17 protein-coding genes and 2 tRNA genes are annotated in these 18,879 nt (G+C 72.3%); 7 read left to right on the forward strand and 12 right to left on the reverse strand.

What is annotated here, in order from left to right; translation table 11 throughout:
* Positions 1-198 precede the first annotated feature (198 nt).
* Entirely contained in the window at positions 199-1,287 is a 1,089-nt protein-coding gene (locus tag AB0N80_RS14600; protein WP_315995663.1) for a substrate-binding domain-containing protein, read from the forward strand.
* Positions 1,288-1,358: 71 nt separating this feature from the next.
* On the opposite strand, the gene AB0N80_RS14605 is transcribed toward AB0N80_RS14600, so the two are convergent.
* Positions 1,359-2,225 (reverse strand): zinc-ribbon domain-containing protein, encoded by an 867-nt coding sequence (locus AB0N80_RS14605; RefSeq protein ID WP_363391719.1) that lies wholly within the window; start codon positions 2,223-2,225, stop codon positions 1,359-1,361.
* Between the two features lie 119 nt (positions 2,226-2,344).
* On the opposite strand from AB0N80_RS14605, the gene AB0N80_RS14610 reads away from it, so the two are divergent.
* Complete coding sequence (locus AB0N80_RS14610) at positions 2,345-2,575, forward strand: hypothetical protein (RefSeq protein ID WP_363579108.1); 231 nt, start codon at positions 2,345-2,347, stop codon at positions 2,573-2,575.
* On the opposite strand, the gene AB0N80_RS14615 is transcribed toward AB0N80_RS14610, so the two are convergent.
* From AB0N80_RS14615 to AB0N80_RS14625, 3 genes are all read right to left on the reverse strand, one after another.
* Positions 2,573-2,646: transfer RNA gene (locus tag AB0N80_RS14615), tRNA-Ile, on the reverse strand. The two genes, AB0N80_RS14610 and AB0N80_RS14615, sit on opposite strands and share 3 nt — an antisense overlap.
* Before the next feature lie 78 nt (positions 2,647-2,724).
* Entirely contained in the window at positions 2,725-3,669 is a 945-nt protein-coding gene (locus AB0N80_RS14620; RefSeq protein WP_363579110.1) for a methyltransferase, read from the reverse strand.
* 20 nt (positions 3,670-3,689) lie between these two features.
* Entirely contained in the window at positions 3,690-4,652 is a 963-nt protein-coding gene (locus AB0N80_RS14625; protein ID WP_363391754.1) for a DMT family transporter, read from the reverse strand.
* Positions 4,653-4,693: 41 nt separating this feature from the next.
* Between AB0N80_RS14625 and def the strand changes: the two genes are divergently transcribed.
* Positions 4,694-5,260 (forward strand): peptide deformylase, encoded by a 567-nt coding sequence (def, locus tag AB0N80_RS14630; RefSeq protein ID WP_363579112.1) that lies wholly within the window; start codon positions 4,694-4,696, stop codon positions 5,258-5,260.
* 105 nt (positions 5,261-5,365) lie between these two features.
* On the opposite strand, the gene glsA is transcribed toward def, so the two are convergent.
* On the reverse strand, positions 5,366-6,310 hold the full coding sequence (gene glsA, locus AB0N80_RS14635) for a glutaminase A (RefSeq protein WP_315995657.1): 945 nt from the start codon (positions 6,308-6,310) through the stop codon (positions 5,366-5,368).
* A 57-nt stretch (positions 6,311-6,367) separates the two neighbouring features.
* A complete protein-coding gene (locus tag AB0N80_RS14640) occupies positions 6,368-8,839 on the reverse strand; it encodes an acyltransferase family protein (RefSeq protein WP_363579114.1) in 2,472 nt (823 codons plus the stop codon).
* A gap of 105 nt (positions 8,840-8,944) precedes the next feature.
* Between AB0N80_RS14640 and AB0N80_RS14645 the strand changes: the two genes are divergently transcribed.
* From AB0N80_RS14645 to AB0N80_RS14660, 4 genes are all read left to right on the forward strand, one after another.
* Positions 8,945-9,481 carry a DUF2231 domain-containing protein gene (locus tag AB0N80_RS14645; protein WP_363579116.1) on the forward strand — a complete coding sequence of 179 codons (537 nt, stop codon included), beginning with the start codon at positions 8,945-8,947 and terminating at the stop codon, positions 9,479-9,481.
* An 85-nt stretch (positions 9,482-9,566) separates the two neighbouring features.
* On the forward strand, positions 9,567-11,252 hold the full coding sequence (locus AB0N80_RS14650) for a protein kinase (RefSeq protein WP_363579118.1): 1,686 nt from the start codon (positions 9,567-9,569) through the stop codon (positions 11,250-11,252).
* 83 nt (positions 11,253-11,335) lie between these two features.
* Positions 11,336-11,479, forward strand: coding sequence for a hypothetical protein (locus AB0N80_RS14655; protein ID WP_363391761.1), 144 nt, complete (start codon positions 11,336-11,338; stop codon positions 11,477-11,479).
* Positions 11,480-11,622: 143 nt separating this feature from the next.
* Positions 11,623-12,675: a hypothetical protein gene (locus AB0N80_RS14660; RefSeq protein ID WP_363579120.1), complete on the forward strand. Its 1,053-nt coding sequence runs from the start codon at positions 11,623-11,625 to the stop codon at positions 12,673-12,675.
* A 39-nt stretch (positions 12,676-12,714) separates the two neighbouring features.
* On the opposite strand, the gene AB0N80_RS14665 is transcribed toward AB0N80_RS14660, so the two are convergent.
* From AB0N80_RS14665 to AB0N80_RS14690, 6 genes are all read right to left on the reverse strand, one after another.
* Positions 12,715-12,787, reverse strand: a tRNA-Asn gene (locus AB0N80_RS14665).
* A gap of 62 nt (positions 12,788-12,849) precedes the next feature.
* Positions 12,850-13,623, reverse strand: a complete 774-nt coding sequence (locus tag AB0N80_RS14670; protein ID WP_363579122.1) for an ATP-binding cassette domain-containing protein — start codon at positions 13,621-13,623, stop codon at positions 12,850-12,852.
* 80 nt (positions 13,624-13,703) lie between these two features.
* Complete coding sequence (gene dnaG, locus AB0N80_RS14675) at positions 13,704-15,545, reverse strand: DNA primase (protein ID WP_363579124.1); 1,842 nt, start codon at positions 15,543-15,545, stop codon at positions 13,704-13,706.
* Complete coding sequence (locus AB0N80_RS14680) at positions 15,545-16,897, reverse strand: deoxyguanosinetriphosphate triphosphohydrolase (protein ID WP_363579126.1); 1,353 nt, start codon at positions 16,895-16,897, stop codon at positions 15,545-15,547. Before AB0N80_RS14680 ends, dnaG begins: the two co-directional genes overlap by 1 nt.
* The gene (dusB, locus tag AB0N80_RS14685) at positions 16,869-18,038 is read right to left on the reverse strand and encodes a tRNA dihydrouridine synthase DusB (RefSeq protein ID WP_363579128.1); all 1,170 of its coding nucleotides are present in this window, start codon (positions 18,036-18,038) and stop codon (positions 16,869-16,871) included. The genes AB0N80_RS14680 and dusB overlap by 29 nt, the downstream gene beginning before the upstream one ends.
* Positions 18,039-18,116: 78 nt before the next feature.
* Positions 18,117-18,800 carry a DsbA family oxidoreductase gene (locus tag AB0N80_RS14690; protein ID WP_363391769.1) on the reverse strand — a complete coding sequence of 228 codons (684 nt, stop codon included), beginning with the start codon at positions 18,798-18,800 and terminating at the stop codon, positions 18,117-18,119.
* Between the last annotated feature and the right edge of the window lie 79 nt (positions 18,801-18,879).

Consider the following 18,879-nt stretch of genomic DNA (forward strand, 5'->3'; position numbering starts at 1 on the left):
GTCGAACCGGGGGGATCGGTGCCGTGACCATGGGGAGTCTCCTTCGACGGGGGCGCAGCGTCGGTCCGTTCCGATCGCCGCAGGGCACGCCCGTGTGCCCGCCCACATCGTCGGTCACCAGGTATGTCGCGCGGAAGCAAAACGAACACGTTCGATCACTCTTGAATCGATACGTACATTGCCCTACGCTGGCCGATCATGAGCGCAGGTTCTCCGCCCTTCGGACTGTCGCGCCGTGAACGCATCCTCGACGAGCTTCGCCGCACCGGATCCGTGAGGGTCGCCGACCTCGCCCGCGATCTCGGCGTCGCCGAGCTGACCATCCGGCGCGACATCGGCCAACTCGCCGACCGTGGACTGCTGACCCGGGTGCACGGCGGAGCGACGCTGCGCAGCCGGCTCGACACCAGCGTTCCCGCCGAGGCTCGGACGTCGGCGCCCATCCGCTTTCGGGTCGGAATGGTCACCCCGTCGCTCACGTACTACTGGCCGCACATCATCGTCGGCGCCCGCGCCGCCGCCACCGAGCTCGGTGTGCAGCTCGTGCTGCGCGGCGCCAGCTACTCGGTCGCCGATCAGCGGCGGCAGATCGCCTCGCTCGTCGACTCGGGGAGCCTCCACGGCCTGATCGTCGCCCCCGAGACCACCGGCGCCGACGGGCGGGCTTTCCTGCACTGGCTCGAGTCGCTCCCGCTCCCCGTCGTGCTCGCCGAACGCCGGGCGGCATCCGCCCTCGCCCTCACGAAGCTCGAATGGGTCACGACGGATCACGTCTTCGGCGGGTCGCTCGCGGCCGATCACCTCGCGACGCGCGGACACACCCGCGTGGGGATCCTCACCTCGGCGGGATCGCCCACCTCGTCGCAGCTGCGGCGCGGATGGGAACGCTCGCTCGCCGAACTCGGGCTCGACTGCCCCGTCGACGTCGACGCCTCGCTCGACGCCCTCGACGGCACCGCCCGCGAGGCGGTCGTGGCCGACCTGCTCGCCCAGTGCCGCGCCACCGGCACCACAGCGCTGCTCGTGCACTCCGACCCGCAGGCGGTGCTCGTGCAGCAGTACGCGCGCGACCACGGCTGGCACGTTCCCCAAGACCTCGCGATACTCGCCTACGACGACGAGGTCGCGGAGAGCGCCGAACCGCCGATCACGGCCCTGCGCCCCTCGAAGCAGCACGTCGGACGTCTCGCTGTCGAGACCATGGTCGGACGCCTGAGCGAGGGAGCGAGCCGGCCGGTCCAGCGGACGTACGTCCTCCCCGTGCTGCACACGCGCGAGTCGACCTGAGCGATCGGCGCTCGTCTCGCCACGTGCGCCTCGACGGACGCTCCATCGAACGCCGTCGCGCCGCGGGTGGGTCAGCGCACGTAAGCGTCGACGAGAAAAGACCCCCGGATGCCGCGGAACGCCTCGACCAATCGATCGAGCGCCGCGCGGTTCCAACTCGCGAGCTGCAGATCGTGGGGGCCGAGTGGCTCGAGCCTCCCGGTGCGCAGCCGCACGACTTCCCACCCCGCCCCGCGGAGCGCGCGGTCCTTGCGCCGATCGGCGTCTTCGCGACGACCGACGTGCTCGAGGCCGTGCCGGCCGATCGAGTCGTACTCGACGGCGATGCGCAGTTCGGGGAAGACGAAGTCGGGCCACACCTCCAGGTGATCGAAGAATGGCCGCGCCACGCGGACCGCGTTCAGCTTCTCGCTCAGGTTCAGCCGCTCGCGCAGGTCAGCGCGCACCCGCCCTTCGACGGCGGAGGCGGGCTTCGGAGCGCACACCGAGACGAACGCCTCCCCCACGGTCACGTCGGGCGTCTTGCCGCACAGACGCTGCGGGCGCGGGGCGCGTCGCGCCCGCAGGACCGCGTTGGCGGACACCGCGGGCTTCGTGACGTCGTCGCGCAGGGGCAGCGCCACGGCGCGGGTGGGGTTCGCCCGCTCGCTGCAGTCGGGGCACCACGCGCTGCGACGGCGCTCCCGCCCTGGGCGCAGGCGCTGCTCGGCCGGGGTGGCGGCGAACCGGTGTCCGGCGTCGCACTGCCAGAGCAGCAGGACGTCGGCGGCGGGAGGGACCTGGCTCAGCGCGATCCCGTCGTTGAGGTCGGGATGATACTGCCGCACGAGAGCCGGGAACGTGGCCCAGGCCGCGCGGTACGCCCCCAGGGGGTAGGGCACCTCGAGCCCCTTCGACCACTGCCTGCGGGCCCACCACGCTTGCACTCTCTCTGGCACGCGCCCGACGGTAGCGCCGACCCCCGACACCGACGGAAGAGTCGCGGAATCGTCGGCGCGCGGGAGCCGGCCCCCGCGGGACGGAGGCGGGGCCGGGTGAAGGCGCCTAGTGTCGAGTGATGACGACTCCCCCGCGCCGATCCGTCCCGCTGTCGATGTGGCTGTGCACCGCCGCGGTGATCGCCTTCGCCGCGGTCGCGCTGTTCGACACCGACGGGCTGTGGCGGTGGAACATCATGGCTCTCGGGCTCGCCCTGGTGATCGCCGGTGGCGTGCGGCTCGGTGTCGAGCTCCTTCGCGCGCACGCCCCGGAGGGGCGGGACCCGCGTGAGCCCCGAGGGGAGAAGTAGGGCGGGTGGGACTTGAACCCACGATCGTCGGGTTATGAGCCCGCTGCCTTGACCAGCTTGGCCACCGCCCCCAGCGGAAACGAGCCTACCGGCATCCGGATGCCGATCTCGAAAGCGGTCGCGGCCGGCGCCCTCCGTGACGCGCGCGGCTAGCGCCGAGAGCCCACCGGCGTCAGGCGGGGGATCCAGCACCGCACGTCGCGCGCGTAGGAGAGGTAGTCGTCGCCGAAGGCCCGGACCAGGTCGGACTCCTCGTGGGGACGGATCGCGTAGTTCCAGATGAGCGAGCCCGCGAGAGCGTAGACGACCACCATCCACGATGACATCAGCAGTCCGACCCCCACGCCCTGCGCGATGCCCGCGAGCGCCATCGGGTTGCGGACGAAACGGTACGGCCCCGCCACCACCAGACGGTTCGGCATGGCGGAGGGCAGGGGCGTGCCGTCCCCCTTGACGGTCATGGCCGCCGCCGACCACAGCCCGAGGGCGCTGGCGGCGACCACGACCGCGACCCCCGTGATGACCACGCCGTGGGGCAGCGGCAGCACGAGCCGCCACCGCTCCTCGAGGAAACGGATGACGAGGGGGAACACGACCAGGAAGAGTCCCCAGAACACGACGATCTGCGCGGCCGTCGCGATGACGTGGGCCAGGGGCGTTGCGCGCGAGCGAGCCGGTCGGAAGGCGAACGGACCGACCAGCAGCAGCGAGGTCGGGATGCGGCCGAAGACGAGCAGCAGCCACGCGCCCACGGAGGCGGCGCTCGCCGCGATCATGAGGATCACCCCCACCCCGGCGAGGGTCGTCATCGTCGCGTACAGCGCGAGGAGGGCCGTCACCACCAGGGTCCAGGCGGTCGCCGCTCCCGCTGCCACCCGTGACGCCCGGCCCGGCAGCACGGCCGCCAGGGCGGACGACACGACGAACAGCGGGATGTCGACCACGGCCACGACGACCGGGTCGAGCCCGCCGAAGGTCGCTTCACGGACGAAGGGCACGGTGAACACCGACACCCACCAGGCGGCGCCGGCCACCGCCTGCAGCGCGAAGTACGTGCGACCGGCCAGGCGTGCGGTCGGCGAACGCAACGACACCGCCGGATCCCGTCGCCTCGTCAGTGCACGCGGGGTGCGGCGGGCTTGCCGTCGGCGGTGATCTGCGGGTGGTGCTTCGTCAGCTGGATGACGCCCCAGGTGGCGATCGCCCCCGCGATGACGAACCCGATGAGCGCCCAGGCGGGGGCCGTGGAGGCCTCGCCGAGGACGAGCAGGCCGATGAGCACGGCGACGATGGGGTCGATGACGGTCAGTCCCGCGATCACCAGGTCGGGCGGACCGACCGAGTAGGCCGTCTGCACGAAGTACGCGCCGACCGCGACCGCGGCGAGCAGCGCCACGAGGCAGAGAAGCGTCAGCCACTCGAAGTTGCCGGCCTGGGCGCGGCTGATGACGACCTTCGCGAGCGTCGCGACGAACCCGTAGATCACGCCCGCGGCCATGATGTAGAACAGCGCCTGCGCGCGACGACGAACGAGCACCCAGAACACGCCGAACACGATGACGACCACGGCGAGGATGCCGAGGATGATCAGCAGTTCGCGCTCGGTGATGACGTGCTCGGTGGCGAAGAACGCGGCGATCGTCACGAAGATGAAGATGCCGCCGACGCACAGCGCGATCGCGAACAGCGACTGCTTGGTCGGCTTGTGGCGCGACACGCGCGCATTCAGCACGGTCGTGATGACCAGGGCGATCGCGCCGAGGGGCTGCACGAGGATGAGCGGCGCCACCGAGAGCGCGGAGAGCTGGCAGACGATCGCGAGGCCCAGCATGAGCGTGCCCGCCACCCACGACGGGCGCGTCAGCAACGAGGCGAGCTGCGAGCGCGAGAGCCCCCCGGTGGTCTTGCCCGACAGGCGCTCCACCTTCTGCACCCCGCGGTGCTGGTACTGCGCCCCGAACGACATGAACACCGCACCCAGCAGGGCGAGCGGGATGCCGAGCAGGATGCGCGGATCGCGGAACACGCCGACGAGCTGGTCGATTCCGTCGCTGAGGGTTGCATCGAGCGGGATCACCCCTCGACGATAGCCGTCCGCTCGCTGGATAGGCTGGTGACGTGGCCGTACTCCCGATCCGCATCATGGGCGATCCCGTGTTGCACGCTCCCGCCTCCCGCGTCGACGAGATCACCGACGAGGTGCGTCAGCTCGTCGCCGACATGTTCGAGACGATGGATGCCGCCCCCGGCGTCGGCCTCGCCGCCCCCCAGGTGGGCGTGGGTCTGCGGATCTTCACGTACACGTACGAGGACGACGAGGGCCTCCCGTGGCGCGGCGTCGTGATCAACCCGGAGCTGTGGATCCGTCCGCTCGAGCCGGGCTACCCCGACCCCGACGACGAGAGCGAAGGGTGCCTGTCGTTCCCCGGCGAGCGTTTCCCGCTCCGCCGGTCGGAGGCCGCTGTGCTCACGGGCACCGACCTCGACGGCCACGCGGTGCGCATCGAGGTGTCGGGGTGGCGCGCACGCATCCTGCAGCACGAATTCGACCACCTCGACGGCATCCTGCACATCGACCGTCTCGATGACGAGGACGCGCGCGTGGTCGCCAAGATCGCGAAGAAGCGCAAGTGGGGGAAGCCGGGCGCCTCGTGGATGCCGGGCGTCGACGACATCGACGCCTGACCGTCCCCGCCGGTCCCGGCATCCGGGGGACGCGGCGATCCGGACCATACGAGCGGCCGACCGACGGCCCCGTTTGCTGTCGTGCGCCCGGGACCGCCCCGCACCTCACCCGCCGAAGGCGTGCAGCCCGAGGTCCTCACTGAGGAGCTCGCTCGCCACGTGTCCTCGCACACTCGTGCCCTGAGCGTCCAGCGGCGGGCTGATGATCGCGGCTCCCAGACCGCCGCGTGCGGCGAGGACGATCCCGCCCGACACGCTCGACTTGGCCGGGACACCGACCGCCCGCATCCATCGTCCCGATCCGTCGTACATCCCGCACGTCGCCATCACCGACACGACGTCTCGAGCGACGCGCGCGGGGATCACGCGGTCTCCCGTGCGCGGGTTGACGCCGCCTCCCGCCAGCGTCGCGCCCATGATGGCGAGGGTCTCGGCATCCACCAGCGTCGCGCACGCCCGTGCGTAGACGGCGACGGCGTCGTCGGCCGACGCGTCGAGCACGCCTTCCGCGCGCAGGAGGTGGGCGAGGGCGTGATTGCGGTCACCCCGCAGGTGCTCATCGTGGGCGACCTCGTCGTCGACGTCGAGCTCGCGGCCGGCGAATGCCGCCAGCCCGGCCGCGATCCGCTGCATCCGCCCCTCCGGGCCCGTGCCGTCGACGAGGGATGCCGTGAGCAGCGCACCCGCATTGACCATCGGGTTCGGCGGACGACCCGTGCCGGTCTCGAGCGTGATGGCGTCGAAGGACTCCCCCGTCGGTTCGATGCCGACGCGCTCCAGGGCACCGCCATCGGTGTCGAGCAGGGCGAGAGCGAACAGGAACGGCTTGACCGCCGACTGCACGCTGACGCGAACACCGGCCTCGGCACTGCCGCGGACGCTGCCGTCCGGCAGGGCCAGGGCGATGGCGCACAGGTCGGGGTCGGCGGCGGCGAGAGCCGGGATGCTGTCGTCGACCCGACCATCGCGGTGGGGGCGCAGGCGCGTGCGCAGCGCCTCGACGTCGTAACGGGAGGGGTCGGCAGGAGACGGCGATGCGGGAGGGGTCACTCCCCCACCCTCGCAGCCCTCCCCGGCGCAGGCGCGGGCGATTGCGCTTTCCGGCGGTCAGTAGAGGCCGCGCGCCGCCAGTTCGCCGCGCAGGATCGGGGTCAGGCGCTCGGCGAAAGCCGGCGTCACGTGCGTGTCGTCGTAGCGCACGGGGGTGTCGCCGGCGAAAGCGGGACAGACCCCCTGCCAGCAGGTGAAGGGCAGCGCGCTGATCGCGGCGTCGCCGGTCGACGCCGCCTGCTTCTCGCTCGCCTCCTCCATGGCGGTCCAGACGTCGTCGACGGCGGACAGGCACGATGCCGGTCCCATGATGGGCGAGAAGCACCGGCCGAGGTCGGCGCCGTGCGGCGGAGGCGCCAGATACACGGTGCGTCCCGGCGGAGCCCAGCCGGCGACCTCCCGGGCGGTGGAGGATGCCAGTTCGCCCGCGTTCAGGTCCCGACCGTCGATCGTGCGCGCGAGGGTGAACGCGTTCGACACCACGAGCAGATCCGCGGGGTCGGACGCCACCATCGCCGCCACGTCGCTCTTGCGTGCGCCGCAGCCGGCCGTGACCGCGGGGTCACGGCTCTCGATCAGGACGTCGATGAAACGGCATCCGTACATGCCGACGGTCGTCACCCGCCAGGCGCCGCCGCTCTCGTCGGCCAGACGCGCGAACGCGGGCGCGTAGGCCATCGCGCTGGAGTCGCCCACGAGGTAGAGGTGGTGCGCGGCGCCGGGATCGCCCCACGTGCAGCCGCGGAGATCGGGGGCACGATCGGGGGTGAAGCAGTCGTGCGCGCGGTTGGCGGCCGACGAGTCGCGCATGGCGTCGTCGAGCGACGGATGCAGGCTGGGCCAGGTGCTCGCCGTCGTCGCGGTCGCGAGGTCGCTCTGCAGCGTGGCGAGCACGTCTCCGGCCACGGCGTCGACCTCGGCCGGGGCCGGCGCGGCGACGGGCATGCCCGGAAGGGTGGGGGCGCCGTAGCTCGCGAAGACGGCGAGGAGGGTCGCGCCGGCGCCGATGACGAGGGTGGCGAGGGCCATTCCGACGCGCGGAGCGAAACGAGAGCGCCACGACGCCCATGCCTCGGCGGTGGACGGGACTGTGGTCGGGGCGCCGGTCGCGAGCGAGGAGGTCGCGGCGGGGGTGCGTACGGGCGAGGCGGTCGCACGATCCGGCTCGGCGGGGGCGGCCGGGGGCGCTTGCGCCGCGGGGGCGGAGCGCTCGGCGGAGGCGGTTTCCTCGGACGCGGGAAGAGCGGCCTCGACCTCGGCGCGGGCGGCGGGTCGCGCGCCCGGGTAGTACCGCTGACCGGGCACCCAGCCCGCGGGACGCGACGCGAGGGCGCCGACACGGGCCTGAGGCGCGGCGGCCGCGGGAGGCGCGGCGGTCGTGGGTCGCGCGGCGGGGGTGGTGCGCGCGGCGGGGGTGGTGCGCGCCGAGGCCGGGGCATCGACGGCGACGTGTCGACCGCGCGGCCACGGCAGGCGATGCAGTGGTTGCTCGACGCCCAGAAAGGTCGCGACCGAGAGGACGACGATCGCGAGAGCGGTGATCGCGAGGGCCGCCGGCCCCGGCGTCAGCACCACGCCGGCGAAGACGATGACCGGGAGGTGCCAGAGGTAAAGCGAGTACGACATGTCGCCGAGGGCGACGGAGAGGGGATTGGTCAACACGAAGAGATGGCGGTGACGCGGGTCGCCGGCCACTCCGCCCGCGATCACCAGAGCAGCACCGGCTACGGGCAGCGCCGCCCAGGGCGCGGGGAAGGGAGCGGCGGGGTCCACCACGAAGAACGCCGCGACGATGACCGCCACACCGATCCAGGCCCCTGCCCCGCCCATCGGGGCCGGGACGCGGGAGAGCGGGCCGGCGCTCGCGGCGAGCACCGCACCCACGGCGAGTTCCCCCACCCGCGTGACGGTCGAGAAGTACGCCAACGAGGGGTCGCCCGGCGTCAGCATCACGGCGGCGGCACCGGATGCCACCACGACCGCGAGCGCGAGGACCGCGATCGTCGCGCGGGCGATGCGTCCGCGACGGGCAGCTGCGGGCAGGAGCGCCACCGCCAGCAGCACCAGGAGGGGCCAGACGAGGGAGAACTGCTCTTCGACCGAGAGCGACCAGAAGTGCTGCAGGGGTGAGACGTCGCCGGTGGCGAAGTAGTCGCGGCCCTCGAGCCCGAAGCGCCAGTTCGACACCAGGCCCACCGCGGCCAGGGCGTCGCCGAGGGTGCGATCGACCCGGGTGGCGGAGAAGAGCGCGGATGCCACGGCCACGACCACGCCGATGACGAGCAGAGCCGCGGGGAGCAGGCGTTTCACCCGCCGCGCGAAGAAGGCTGCCAGGCGAACGGTCCCCTCGGCGCGCAGATCGGCGAGAAGGATGCCGGTCACGAGGAACCCCGACAAGACGAAGAACACGTCCACACCGACGAACCCTCCGCGCGGCCACCCCGTGAGATGCGTCGCGACGACGGCGAGAACGGCCACCGCTCGAAGCCCCTGGAGGTCGCGGCGCACGCGCGGGGCACCAGCGGTCACGGGAGTCCCTTCCGACCGGTGGGAAGCGGCCGGGAAGAGCATAGTGGAAGCGCTCCCATATGAACGCCACCGGTGTCCTCATTACGCAGCACGGAGCCTGACCACGTGCAAGCCCCAGATTCCCCCGTGCGGTGGTGCTTCGATCAGCGCATGTGGCAGATCGCCGGGCTCCCCGCCCACCCTCTCCTGGTCCACGCCGTCGTGGTGCTCATCCCCCTCGCCGCCCTCATGCTGGTCGTGGGAAGCGTGTGGCCGGCGGCGCGCCGACGGCTCGGCATCCTGACCCCGATCGTCGCGCTCGTCGCCCTCGTCTTCGTACCGTTGGCGAAGGAGGCCGGAGAGGCGCTGGAGCGGCAGGTGCCGGAATCCGCCGTGCTCGAACGGCACACCGAGCTCGGCGACCAGCTCCTGCCGTGGGCGATCGGGCTCTTCGTCGTCGCCGCCGGACAGTGGCTGTGGTTCCGACTGCAAGCACGACGCACCGACGACGCGGCGCGCACGACCAGACCCGGGGCGCGCGTGGCGACGATCGCCATCGCGGTGGTCGCGGTGCTGGTCGCCGGAGCGACCACTTACTCGGTCGTGCAAGTGGGCGACAGCGGGGCGCGAGCGGTGTGGTCGAGCGACAGCGGCGGCAACTGATCGGCCCGTCATTATGCGCGCCCCCCGCGCCCGCCGCTACCCCTGCTGTGCGAGCGGCGGAGGCCCGTAGCGTTCGGATCGGTGGATGTCGCCCGACGCCCGCCCGCTGCTCGCCCTCGCGGCACCCCCTGTGAAGGAACCGATGAGCCACGCTCCCGACCTGACGATGCCCCACGCCGGTGACATCCTCGGCGGGCGCTACGTGCTCGCCGAGCGCATCGGCGCCGGAGGGATGGGACGGGTGTTCCGCGCCCGCGACGAGGTGCTCCGCCGTGACGTCGCGGTCAAGATCTTCTTCACCGACCGCACCGACGAGGCCGAGTCCTTGCGTCGGATGGCGGAGGCGCGCGCACTGGCCGCCCTCGATCACCCGGCGCTCGTGACGCTCTACGACGCCCGCCTCGACACCGACGATCACGTCTACCTCGTGATGGAGCTCATCAACGGTCCGTCGCTCCAGCGGCGTATCGAGCAGGGGGTGCTCGCCCCCGCCGAGGTCGCCGGCATCATGGCCGACCTCGCCGCAGCCCTCGCCGTCGTCCACGAGGCGGGGATCGTGCACCGCGACGTCAAGCCCTCGAACGTCTTGTTGCGACCCCTGCGGGGAAGCGACCGCGCCGTCGAAGCCGTGCTGGCCGACTTCGGCGTCGCCCACCTCATGGATGCCACGCGGCTGACGACACCCGGGACGGTCATCGGCACCGCTGCGTACCTCGCCCCCGAGCAGGTGCGCGGTGAGGCGCCGCAGCCTGCCGCGGACGTCTACGCGCTCGGCCTTCTGGCGATCGAGGCCCTCACCCGCCTTCACCCGTTCGGCGGCGGATCCGTGCAGGAGACCCTGCTGGCGCGGCTCGCGCGGCAACCCGACGTTCCGTCGACGCTCGGCTACGAGTGGAGATCCCTGCTGTCGGCGATGACCGCCCACGATCCGTCCGCCCGCCCCCGTGCGTCCGCGGTGGCCGAGCGAGCGGCGGCGCTCGCGGTCGGCCAGCAGGCGATCGCGGCCGACACGGGTCCGCTGACCGTGGCGACGGGCACCACATGGGCCGACCTCGGCCTGCCCGATCCGACGCCGGATGACGATTCCCCCACCGCGCGGGTGACGGCACCCGTTCCGGCTGTGGCTGCCAGCCGGCCCGCCGGGCCGGTGGCAGCTCCTGCATTCCTCGACGCAGCATCCTCCACGGCGAGGTCGGCCGCGCTGGACGAAGATCACCCCTCGCCTGTGGCATCCGACCCGGCAGAGCGAGAGACGGTTCCGGCTTCGGTGCGCTCACGCCGACGCCGGTGGGCGTGGGCCGGGGTCGGGACGGCCGCCGCCGTCGTGGTCGGGGGCCACCTCGTCGCGTTCTCGTTCGCGGGAGCGGGCGGCGTCCCCGCCACCGGGGGCGTCCCCTCCCCCGCGCCCTCGCTCGTGGCCGAGACCCCGGAGTCGACTCCCTCGGCACCGGTCTCCGACACGCTCGTCGATCCGGTCGTGAACACCGACCAGCGAACGACCGAGACGTCACCCGCCGATCAGACTCCCGTCGAGGTCGTGCCGCTCGAGCCCGCGCCCGCCGACCCGCCCGTGTCGGACCCGGGAACGGACCCCGGTCCGGGGTCAGGAGCCGAGCCGGGGAGGGATGCCGGCGGGGGGCCCGGATCGGGCCGAGGCAACGCGAACGGCGCAGATAACCGGAACGGGAACGGGAACGGGAACGCCAACGGCTCAGGCAACGGAAACGGCGCGGGCGTCGGTAACGCGAACGGCGGCCCCGGGAAGCGGTGATGCGACGTCGTGCGGATCGGCGCGGCGGGTCTTGCGTGTCAACGGTCGTGACGCCGGACGCGGCAGCATGATGCGCTACCGGCATGAGTGATCCCGACCGTCTCCCCGTCCCCGACCCCGCCGCGCAGAAGACCGACCGCGACGACACCTCCATCGTCCCCGACATGGACGCCGACCCCGCCGAGGAAGAGGCCCGACGCACCGAAGGCCTCGACGACCGGGCCTGACCCGCCGATCTCGCTCTGGCGCGTATGCCTGCTCCGCGGCGCGAAGCCGCCTCCCCCGTTCACGGCCGTGGCATCCGGAGCGGGCCGACCGCAACCCCTCGCGTGCGGGCGCGGATCGCGCTTCACTGTGCGCGGGGGGAAGAATGTCGCCGAGGAGAGCCGCGATCGTCGTCGCCGTCGTCGCACTGCCTGTGGTGGTGGCATCCCTCGTCTCGCTCCCCTCGGGCGGCGTCGTCAGCCTGGTGTCGGCCCTCGGGCTCGCCGCGGGCCTGACGGGCGTCGGCGTCGCGTTGGTCTGGGCGACCCGCTCGTCGTGGGAGCCGGAGCCCGCCGCCTCCCCGCGCGCCCCCGACCGCGCCGCGGCGCACCGCCGCGCACGCCGTCTGCTGCGGGTGCAGGGGTGGGTGGGTGTGGCCGGAGGGCTCGGCATCCTGGTGCTCTCGCACGGGATGGATGACGGCGAACGCGCGACGGTGCGCCTCGGCGCTCTGGGGGTCGGCCTGCTGATCCTCGGCGCCGTGAGCATCGTCACCGAGCGCGCGACGGGGCGGGGTCGGAAAGAAGAGGATGCCGCACCCGACGACGGTCCGCTCCCCTCGGGGTGGATCCTCGTCTCGCGGCGAGATCGCGGCTCCCTGCTCCTCTTCGCCGTTCCCGCCCTCGTCGCCGGGGTGTGGGGCGTGTGGCAGTTCGTGCCGCTCGTGCTGCTGACCGTTCGCGAGGCGCCGGCGGGGATCCTCGTCGCCCTCGGGGTCGGCGTGGTGGCCGCCGTCGCGGGCGGCGTCGCGTGGGCGCGGCGCCAGGTCCCCGACGTCTGGGTCGACGTCGAGGCAGGACGCGCGCGGGTCGGGTCGCGGGTCGTCGCGGGGAGCGAGCTGACCTCGGCGCGCCTGAGCGCCACCGCGATGATCATCGGCGGGACGCGATCACTGTTCCTCATCCTGGAGGGGCCGGAGAAGCTCCGCGTCCCCCTGCTGCTGCGTCGCCACGGCGCGCTCGCGATGACTCCGATGCAGCGACGAGCCGCGCTCGCCCTGGTGGACGCCGCGGCGATCGAGCTGCCCCGCGCGAAGGAAGATCCGACGGGGAAGTTCTCGCGGACGCTGTTCCCCACGCACCTCGACGCCGCGCAGGCGCGCGACCTCGTCGCGCATCCGCCGCGTTCCGACGAAGACCTGCCCGTCGCCGTCGGGTGAGACGACGAAGGCCCGACGCGGACGTCGGGCCTTCTGCGGCTCCCCGGCTTGGACTCGAACCAAGAACCTATCGGTTAACAGCCGATTGCTCTGCCAATTGAGCTACCGAGGATCATGCTCACCTCGCGGCGGGCAACCCCACGATACTAACAGCACGCGGGGGCGGCGGAAAAATCAGCGGGCCGAAATCCGTCGCTCGGGCGTGCCGTCGGGTGTCCACTGCAGCGTCTGGTCGCCGTGTCCCAGGGCGACGGCGTGGCCGGCGTGCAGCACGAGCACGTCGGCGTCCAGATCGCGCGGGGCATCCGCGTCGTTCGTGACGATGAGCGAGGCCATCCCCCGCTCGTCGCGGCGGCGGAGGATCGACGCGCGCGCGGCGGCGCGCACCTCGACGTCGAGGTTGGCGTAGAGGTCGTCGGCCACGAAGAGGCGCGGCTCGAGAACGAGGGCGCGCGCGAGGGCGACGCGTTGGCGCATGCCGGCGCTCAGTTCGTAGGGGTACTTGGGCGCGGTGCCCAGCGGCAGTTCCATCTCATCGAGCAGCGTCGCCACGCGCACCGCCAGCGCCCGGGTGTTGACCCGGCGGTCGCGGCTGGTGATGGGCTCGGCGATGACATCCTGCACGGTGAGGCGGGAGGGCAATCCGGCACCGGCTCCCTGCGGCAGGTAGCCGGTGTGGAAGGTCCACTCACGACGGGCACGACCGGGACGCCGTGCCGAGATGCCGTGCACGCGCGCGTCTCCGCCGACGACCGTGAGGCCGTCGTCGGGGTGACCGGCCAGCAGTGACACGAGCGAGGTCTTCCCCGCCCCGGTCGCCCCGCGCACCACGAGCGTGCGCCCGGCGGGCAGGGTGAGGGTGATGCCGTCGATCACGCGCACGCCGCTGCGCGCGAGCGAGAGGTCGTCGGTGCGGAGGGCGACGTCGGTGTCGAGTGACCGGGGCATGCCCCCCATCCTCGCCGAGAATCCGCCTCCCCGTCGCGGGGCTTCCTCGCGACACGCCGGTGCGGTAGCGCGCGTCGGTCTCAGCCGGCGACGAGACGCTGGCGATCGGCATCCAGTTCGCGCAGGCGCAGGCGGAGGCGGCGCCCCTCCTCGGACTCCGCGGGAACACGCTGGATCCCGCGCAGCAGTTCGTCCTTCTCGCGCTGCAGTTCGCGCACGAGCAGGCCGCGCGCGAGGTCGTTCGCCGACGCCACCGCGCCCTCCTCGGTGCGCGCCGGGAACTCGGCCGTCAGCAGCTCGGCGGCGAGCGAACGGAACGGCTCGCGCACCGCCTCGACGGCCGTGACGGCCCAGCCCGGTTGCGACAGATCGGTGGATGCCAGGGAGCTGCGGACCGCTTCGAGAGCGGGGTGGCCGAACGGCGTCTGCAGCGCACGCAGGAACAGGTCGGGATCGATCCGGTGCCCGTACTGCAGGAACGCCATCATGGCCCCGCGTTCGAGCGCGACGTCGCGGGTGTGCGGGAGCGAAGCCATCGTGACCGACACGGCGACCGGGGCGGGCTCGGCGGTGCGCTGCGCGTCGCGCTTCTCGGCGCGGTCGGCGCCGCGGGCGGCACGTTCGACGGCGGCCTGCACCTCGGGGATGTCGAGTCCGAGTCGGCGCGCCAGCACGCGGACGTAACCCGGCCGCAGCGCGGGGTCGCGGATGTCGGCCACGATGGGCGCCGCCGCGTGGAGGGCACCGGCGCGCCCCTCGACGCTGGAGAGGTTGAAGTCCTTGAGACGCTGGTCGATAACGAACTCGAACATGGGGGCCTTGGTCTCCATGAGCGAGCGGACGGCGCCGTCGCCGCGCTGGAGGCGCAGGTCGCACGGGTCGAGGCCCTCGGGAGCCACGGCGACGTACGTCTGGGCCGCGAATCGCTTCTCGTCGGCGAAGGCGCGCAGCGCCGCCTTCTGCCCCGCGGCATCCGGATCGAAGGTGAACACGACCTCGCCGGAGCTGCTGTCATCGCCCATCACGCGGCGGAGCACGGTGATGTGCTCGCTGCCGAAGGCCGTGCCGCACGAGGCGATGGCGGTGGTCACGCCCGCGAGGTGGCAGGCCATGACGTCGGTGTAGCCCTCGACGACCACCACGCGGTGCGATCGCGAGATGTCGCGCTTGGCCAGGTCGAGCCCGTAGAGCACCTGGGTCTTCTTGTAGAGCGGGGTCTCGGGGGTATTGAGGTACTTCGGGCCCTGGTCGTCGTCGTAGAGCTTGCGCGCCCCGAAGCCGATCACCTGGCCGGTGATGTCGCGGATGGGCCACACCAGGCGCCCGCGGAACCGGTCGTAGACCCCGCGCTGCCCTTGGGAGACGAGCCCGGCCTGCAGCAGCTCGTCGCGCGTGAACTTCTGCGCATTCAGGTGGTCGAGCAGATGCGACCAGCCCTTGGGTGCGTATCCGACACCGAAGTGCGCCGCCGCCCCCGCGTCGAACCCACGATCGCCGAGGAAACGGCGGCCGGTCTCGGCCTCGGGGGTCATCAGCTGCGCGCGGAAGTACTCCGCCGCGGCCGCGTTCGCGGCGTACAGGCGCGATCGCCCCGACGTCTCGGGGGCCGCTCCCCCGTCTTCGTAGTGCAGGGTGTAGCCGACACGGGCCGCCATGCGCTCGACCGCCTCGGTGAACGAGACGTGGTCCATCGCGCGGAGGAACGAGTAGACGTCACCCGATTCGCCGCAGCCGAAGCAGTGGTAGTAGCCGACCTGCGGCCGCACGTTGAAGCTCGGACTGCGCTCGTCGTGGAAGGGGCACAGTCCCTTCATCGACCCGACGCCGGCGGGCTTGAGCGCGACCCGTTCGCCGATCACGTCGGCGATGTTCACCCGCGCTTTGACCTCGTCGACGTCGGCCTGACGGATGCGTCCGGCCATCAGGCATCCGCTCCGCGCGACGCCCGCGCGCCGGGGGCCCACACACCGAGCTCGGCGGCGTCGACCTCGCCCACGAGACGCCCATGCCACGAGATGGCGAGCTGGTCGGTGAGGCTCGCGACCTGGTCGACGACGACGCGGCGGCGCGCGGCGTCGTCGGCCGCGGCGGCGAAGTCGGGGGCGTGCAGGGCGTCGAGCGCGCCGGGGTTCTCCCACAGCGCGGAGGCCAGGCGCTTGAGCACGTGGCGCTGTTCGCGGTACAGCACCTTGCGGCCGTCGATCGAGACGACGGTCGCGCCGATGATGCCCTTCAGCACCGCCATCTCGACCTCGACCTCGGCCGGGACGATGACATGCGCGCGGTAGCGGGTGAGCTCGTCGGCGGGGTACGCCTCGCGCGTGGCCGCGGTGGCCGCGCGGGCGAACCGGCCGATCAGGTCGGAGGTGAGGTTCTTCAGCCGCGCGAGCGCGGGCCGGGTGCCGTCGAAGGAGTGGATCCACTCCGGCATGGCCATGAGCCGCTCGAGCCCTGCGGCCAGGTCGTCGCGCACGAAGTCGTACCCGACCCAGCGCTGGATGGCGTCGAGGAGCCCCTCGCGACCGACCCGTGAGGCCAGTCGCGCAGGATCGACGTAGCGGTTGACGACGGCGTCCTCGAAGTCGTGCACCGAATAGGCGATGTCGTCGGAGAGGTCCATGACCTCGGCTTCGATGCAGCGCTGTCGCGCCGGGGCGCCCCCGCGCATCCAGTGGAACACCGGCTCGTCGTCGGGGTAGACGCCGAACTTCAGCCGACCGCCCGGGTCGGGCACCGGCTCGTCGACCGTCCACGGGTACTTGCACGTGGCGTCGAGGCTGGCGCGGGTGAGGTTCAGACCGAACGGTTCGCGGTCGGCGCCGAACACCTTGGGCTCGAGGCGCGTGAGGATCCGCAGGGTCTGCGCGTTGCCCTCGAACCCGCCGATGTCGTCGGCCCATTCGTTGAGCGCCCGCTCGCCGTTGTGCCCGAAGGGCGGGTGACCGAGATCGTGGCTGAGGCACGCGGTGTCGACGACGTCGGGCGACAGCTGCAGCGCGGTCGCGAGCTCGCGGCCCACCTGAGCGACCTCGAGCGAGTGCGTGAGGCGGTTGCGGGCGAAATCGGCGGGGCTCGCGGGGCTCAGCACCTGCGTCTTGGCGGCGAGGCGGCGCAGAGCGGCCGAGTGCAGCACGCGGGCGCGATCGCGCGCGAAGTCGTCGCGCTGCGAGCGGTGCCGTTCGACGTGGAAACGGCCGGCGTCGTCATCGTCGTAGCCGGCCGGACGGGCGGCCGTGGCCGACGCCTCAACCACCACTGTGGTGCAGCTCCGCATCGGCGAGGGCGCGGCCGGCGTCGTGGCCGATCTCGCGGGAGTCGAGCCAGCCGTCGGGAAGGGCCGGGCGCTTGGGAGTGCCGGCGCGACCGCGCTGCCCCTCCGCCGCCGCGCCCGGGTAAGGCGCGTCGAGCTCCATCGTGGCCAGCAGCTCGTCGATCTCCTCTAGCGTCGACGCGGTCGCAAGGCTCGCACGAAGCTCGCCGCCGACGGGGTAGCCCTTGAAGTACCAGGCGACGTGCTTGCGGATGTCGCGGCATCCGCGGCCCTCGTCGTCGAAGAACTCCACGAGCAGCTCGGCGTGGCGGCGGAAGGCCTTCGCCACGAATCCGAGCGTGGCGTCGACGGGCTCTCCGTGCGCGGCACCGGGGCCGCCGAGGGTGCGGGCGAGGTCGCCGAACAACCACGGGCGACCGAGGCAGCCGCGACCGACGACGACGCCGTCGCAGCCGGTCTCGTCCATCATGCGCACGGCGTCGTCGGCCGACCAGATGTCGCCGTTTCCGAGGACCGGCACGCTCGAGACGGTCTCTTTCAGCTTCGTGATCGCCGCCCAGTCGGCGTGGCCCGAGTAGAACTCGCTCGCGGTGCGGGCGTGCAGGGCGATGGATGCCACCCCGGCCCCTTCGGCGATGCGACCGGCCTCGAGGTAGGTGAGGTGGTCGGCGTCGATGCCCTTGCGCATCTTCACCGTCAGCGGCTTGTCGCCCGCGGCCGCGACCGCGCGCTCGACGATCTCGCGGAACAGCGAGGTCTTCCAGGGCAGCGCGGCTCCCCCGCCGCGACGGGTGACCTTCGGGACGGGGCAGCCGAAGTTCAGGTCGATGTGATCGGCGTGGTCTTCGTCGACGATCATGCGCACCGCCGCCTCCACCGTGGCGGGGTCGACGCCGTAGAGCTGGATCGAGCGCGGCGTCTCGGACTCGTGATGCCGGATGAGCCGCATCGTGGTGTCGTTGCGCTCCACGAGGGCGCGCGTCGTGATCATCTCGCTCACATAGAGCCCGGCACCGTATTCGCGACACAGGCGACGGAACGCCGTGTTCGTGATGCCGGCCATGGGGGCGAGCACGACGGGGGCGTCGAGTTCGATGTTGCCGATGCGGAGCGTCCGCGCCGGGGCCAGTGCCGTGTTCACCATGTCATTCTCCCAGACGTGCGCTCATGACGGTGCCCGCCCCCGACGGATGCGGGGACGGGCACCGGGTGGGGAGGAGCCTCACGCGTCGGCGGTCTCCGCGACCTCACGACGCTCGCCCCACACCTGACGGGCGATCTGCGAGAACGCCTCGACCGGCTGTGCACCGCTCACGCCGTACTTGCCGTCGATCACGAAGAAGGGAACGCCCGTGATGCCGAACTGGCGGGCCTGCTCCTGGTCGGCGCGCACGGCGGCGCGGTAGCGCTGGGAGGAGAGGGCCTCGCGGGCCTCGGCCTCGTCGAGACCGACCTCGACCGCGAGGGCGACGAGGTCGTCGTCACGACCCACGTGCTTGCCCTCGAGGAAGTACGCCGACATGAGCAGTTCCGCGAGCTCCAGCTGCTTGCCGTTCTCCTTCGCGAAGTGCAGCAGCTCGTGCGCCTTCACGGTGTTGGTGTGCTGCAGGATGTCGAAGCGGTACGCGAGCCCCGCGTCGGCCGCGACACCCGTGACGCGGTCGAGCATCTCGCGGGCCTGCTCGGCGGAGATGCCCTTGTGCTGCGAGAGGTAGTCGATCTCGCCGCCGTGGAAGTCCTCGGGGGTGTCGGGCGACAGCTCGAACGAGTGGTACTCGATCTCGACGACCGGGGCGTCGTCGTCCGCGGCCGTGGCCGCCAGGCCGTTCTCGAGGTTCCGCTTGCCGATGTAGCACCAGGGGCAGGCGATGTCGCTCCACACGTCGATCTTGATGGCATCCGTCATATCGCGTGCAACGGCGCGACTCGTCGGTCTATTCCCCGCGCGGCATCCTTCTCCCGGATCCCTCGCCGTTCATCACCGG

Origin of the sequence: Microbacterium sp. NPDC089188, from assembly GCF_040685155.1 — a bacterium.
Lineage (GTDB): Bacteria > Actinomycetota > Actinomycetes > Actinomycetales > Microbacteriaceae > Microbacterium > Microbacterium galbum.

What these genes read in the sequence shown, in the direction of transcription:
- AB0N80_RS14600 (WP_315995663.1), top strand. Translation starts at nt 199, where the DNA reads ATGAGCGCAGGTTCTCCGCCCTTCGGACTGTCGCGCCGTGAACGCATC.
- AB0N80_RS14610 (WP_363579108.1), top strand. Translation starts at nt 2,345, where the DNA reads ATGACGACTCCCCCGCGCCGATCCGTCCCGCTGTCGATGTGGCTGTGC.
- AB0N80_RS14650 (WP_363579118.1), top strand. Translation starts at nt 9,567, where the DNA reads ATGTCGCCCGACGCCCGCCCGCTGCTCGCCCTCGCGGCACCCCCTGTG.
- AB0N80_RS14655 (WP_363391761.1), top strand. Translation starts at nt 11,336, where the DNA reads ATGAGTGATCCCGACCGTCTCCCCGTCCCCGACCCCGCCGCGCAGAAG.
- AB0N80_RS14660 (WP_363579120.1), top strand. Translation starts at nt 11,623, where the DNA reads ATGTCGCCGAGGAGAGCCGCGATCGTCGTCGCCGTCGTCGCACTGCCT.
- AB0N80_RS14670 (WP_363579122.1), bottom strand. Translation starts at nt 13,623, where the DNA reads ATGCCCCGGTCACTCGACACCGACGTCGCCCTCCGCACCGACGACCTC.
- dnaG (WP_363579124.1), bottom strand. Translation starts at nt 15,545, where the DNA reads ATGGCCGGACGCATCCGTCAGGCCGACGTCGACGAGGTCAAAGCGCGG.
- AB0N80_RS14680 (WP_363579126.1), bottom strand. Translation starts at nt 16,897, where the DNA reads ATGCGGAGCTGCACCACAGTGGTGGTTGAGGCGTCGGCCACGGCCGCC.
- dusB (WP_363579128.1), bottom strand. Translation starts at nt 18,038, where the DNA reads ATGGTGAACACGGCACTGGCCCCGGCGCGGACGCTCCGCATCGGCAAC.
- AB0N80_RS14690 (WP_363391769.1), bottom strand. Translation starts at nt 18,800, where the DNA reads ATGACGGATGCCATCAAGATCGACGTGTGGAGCGACATCGCCTGCCCC.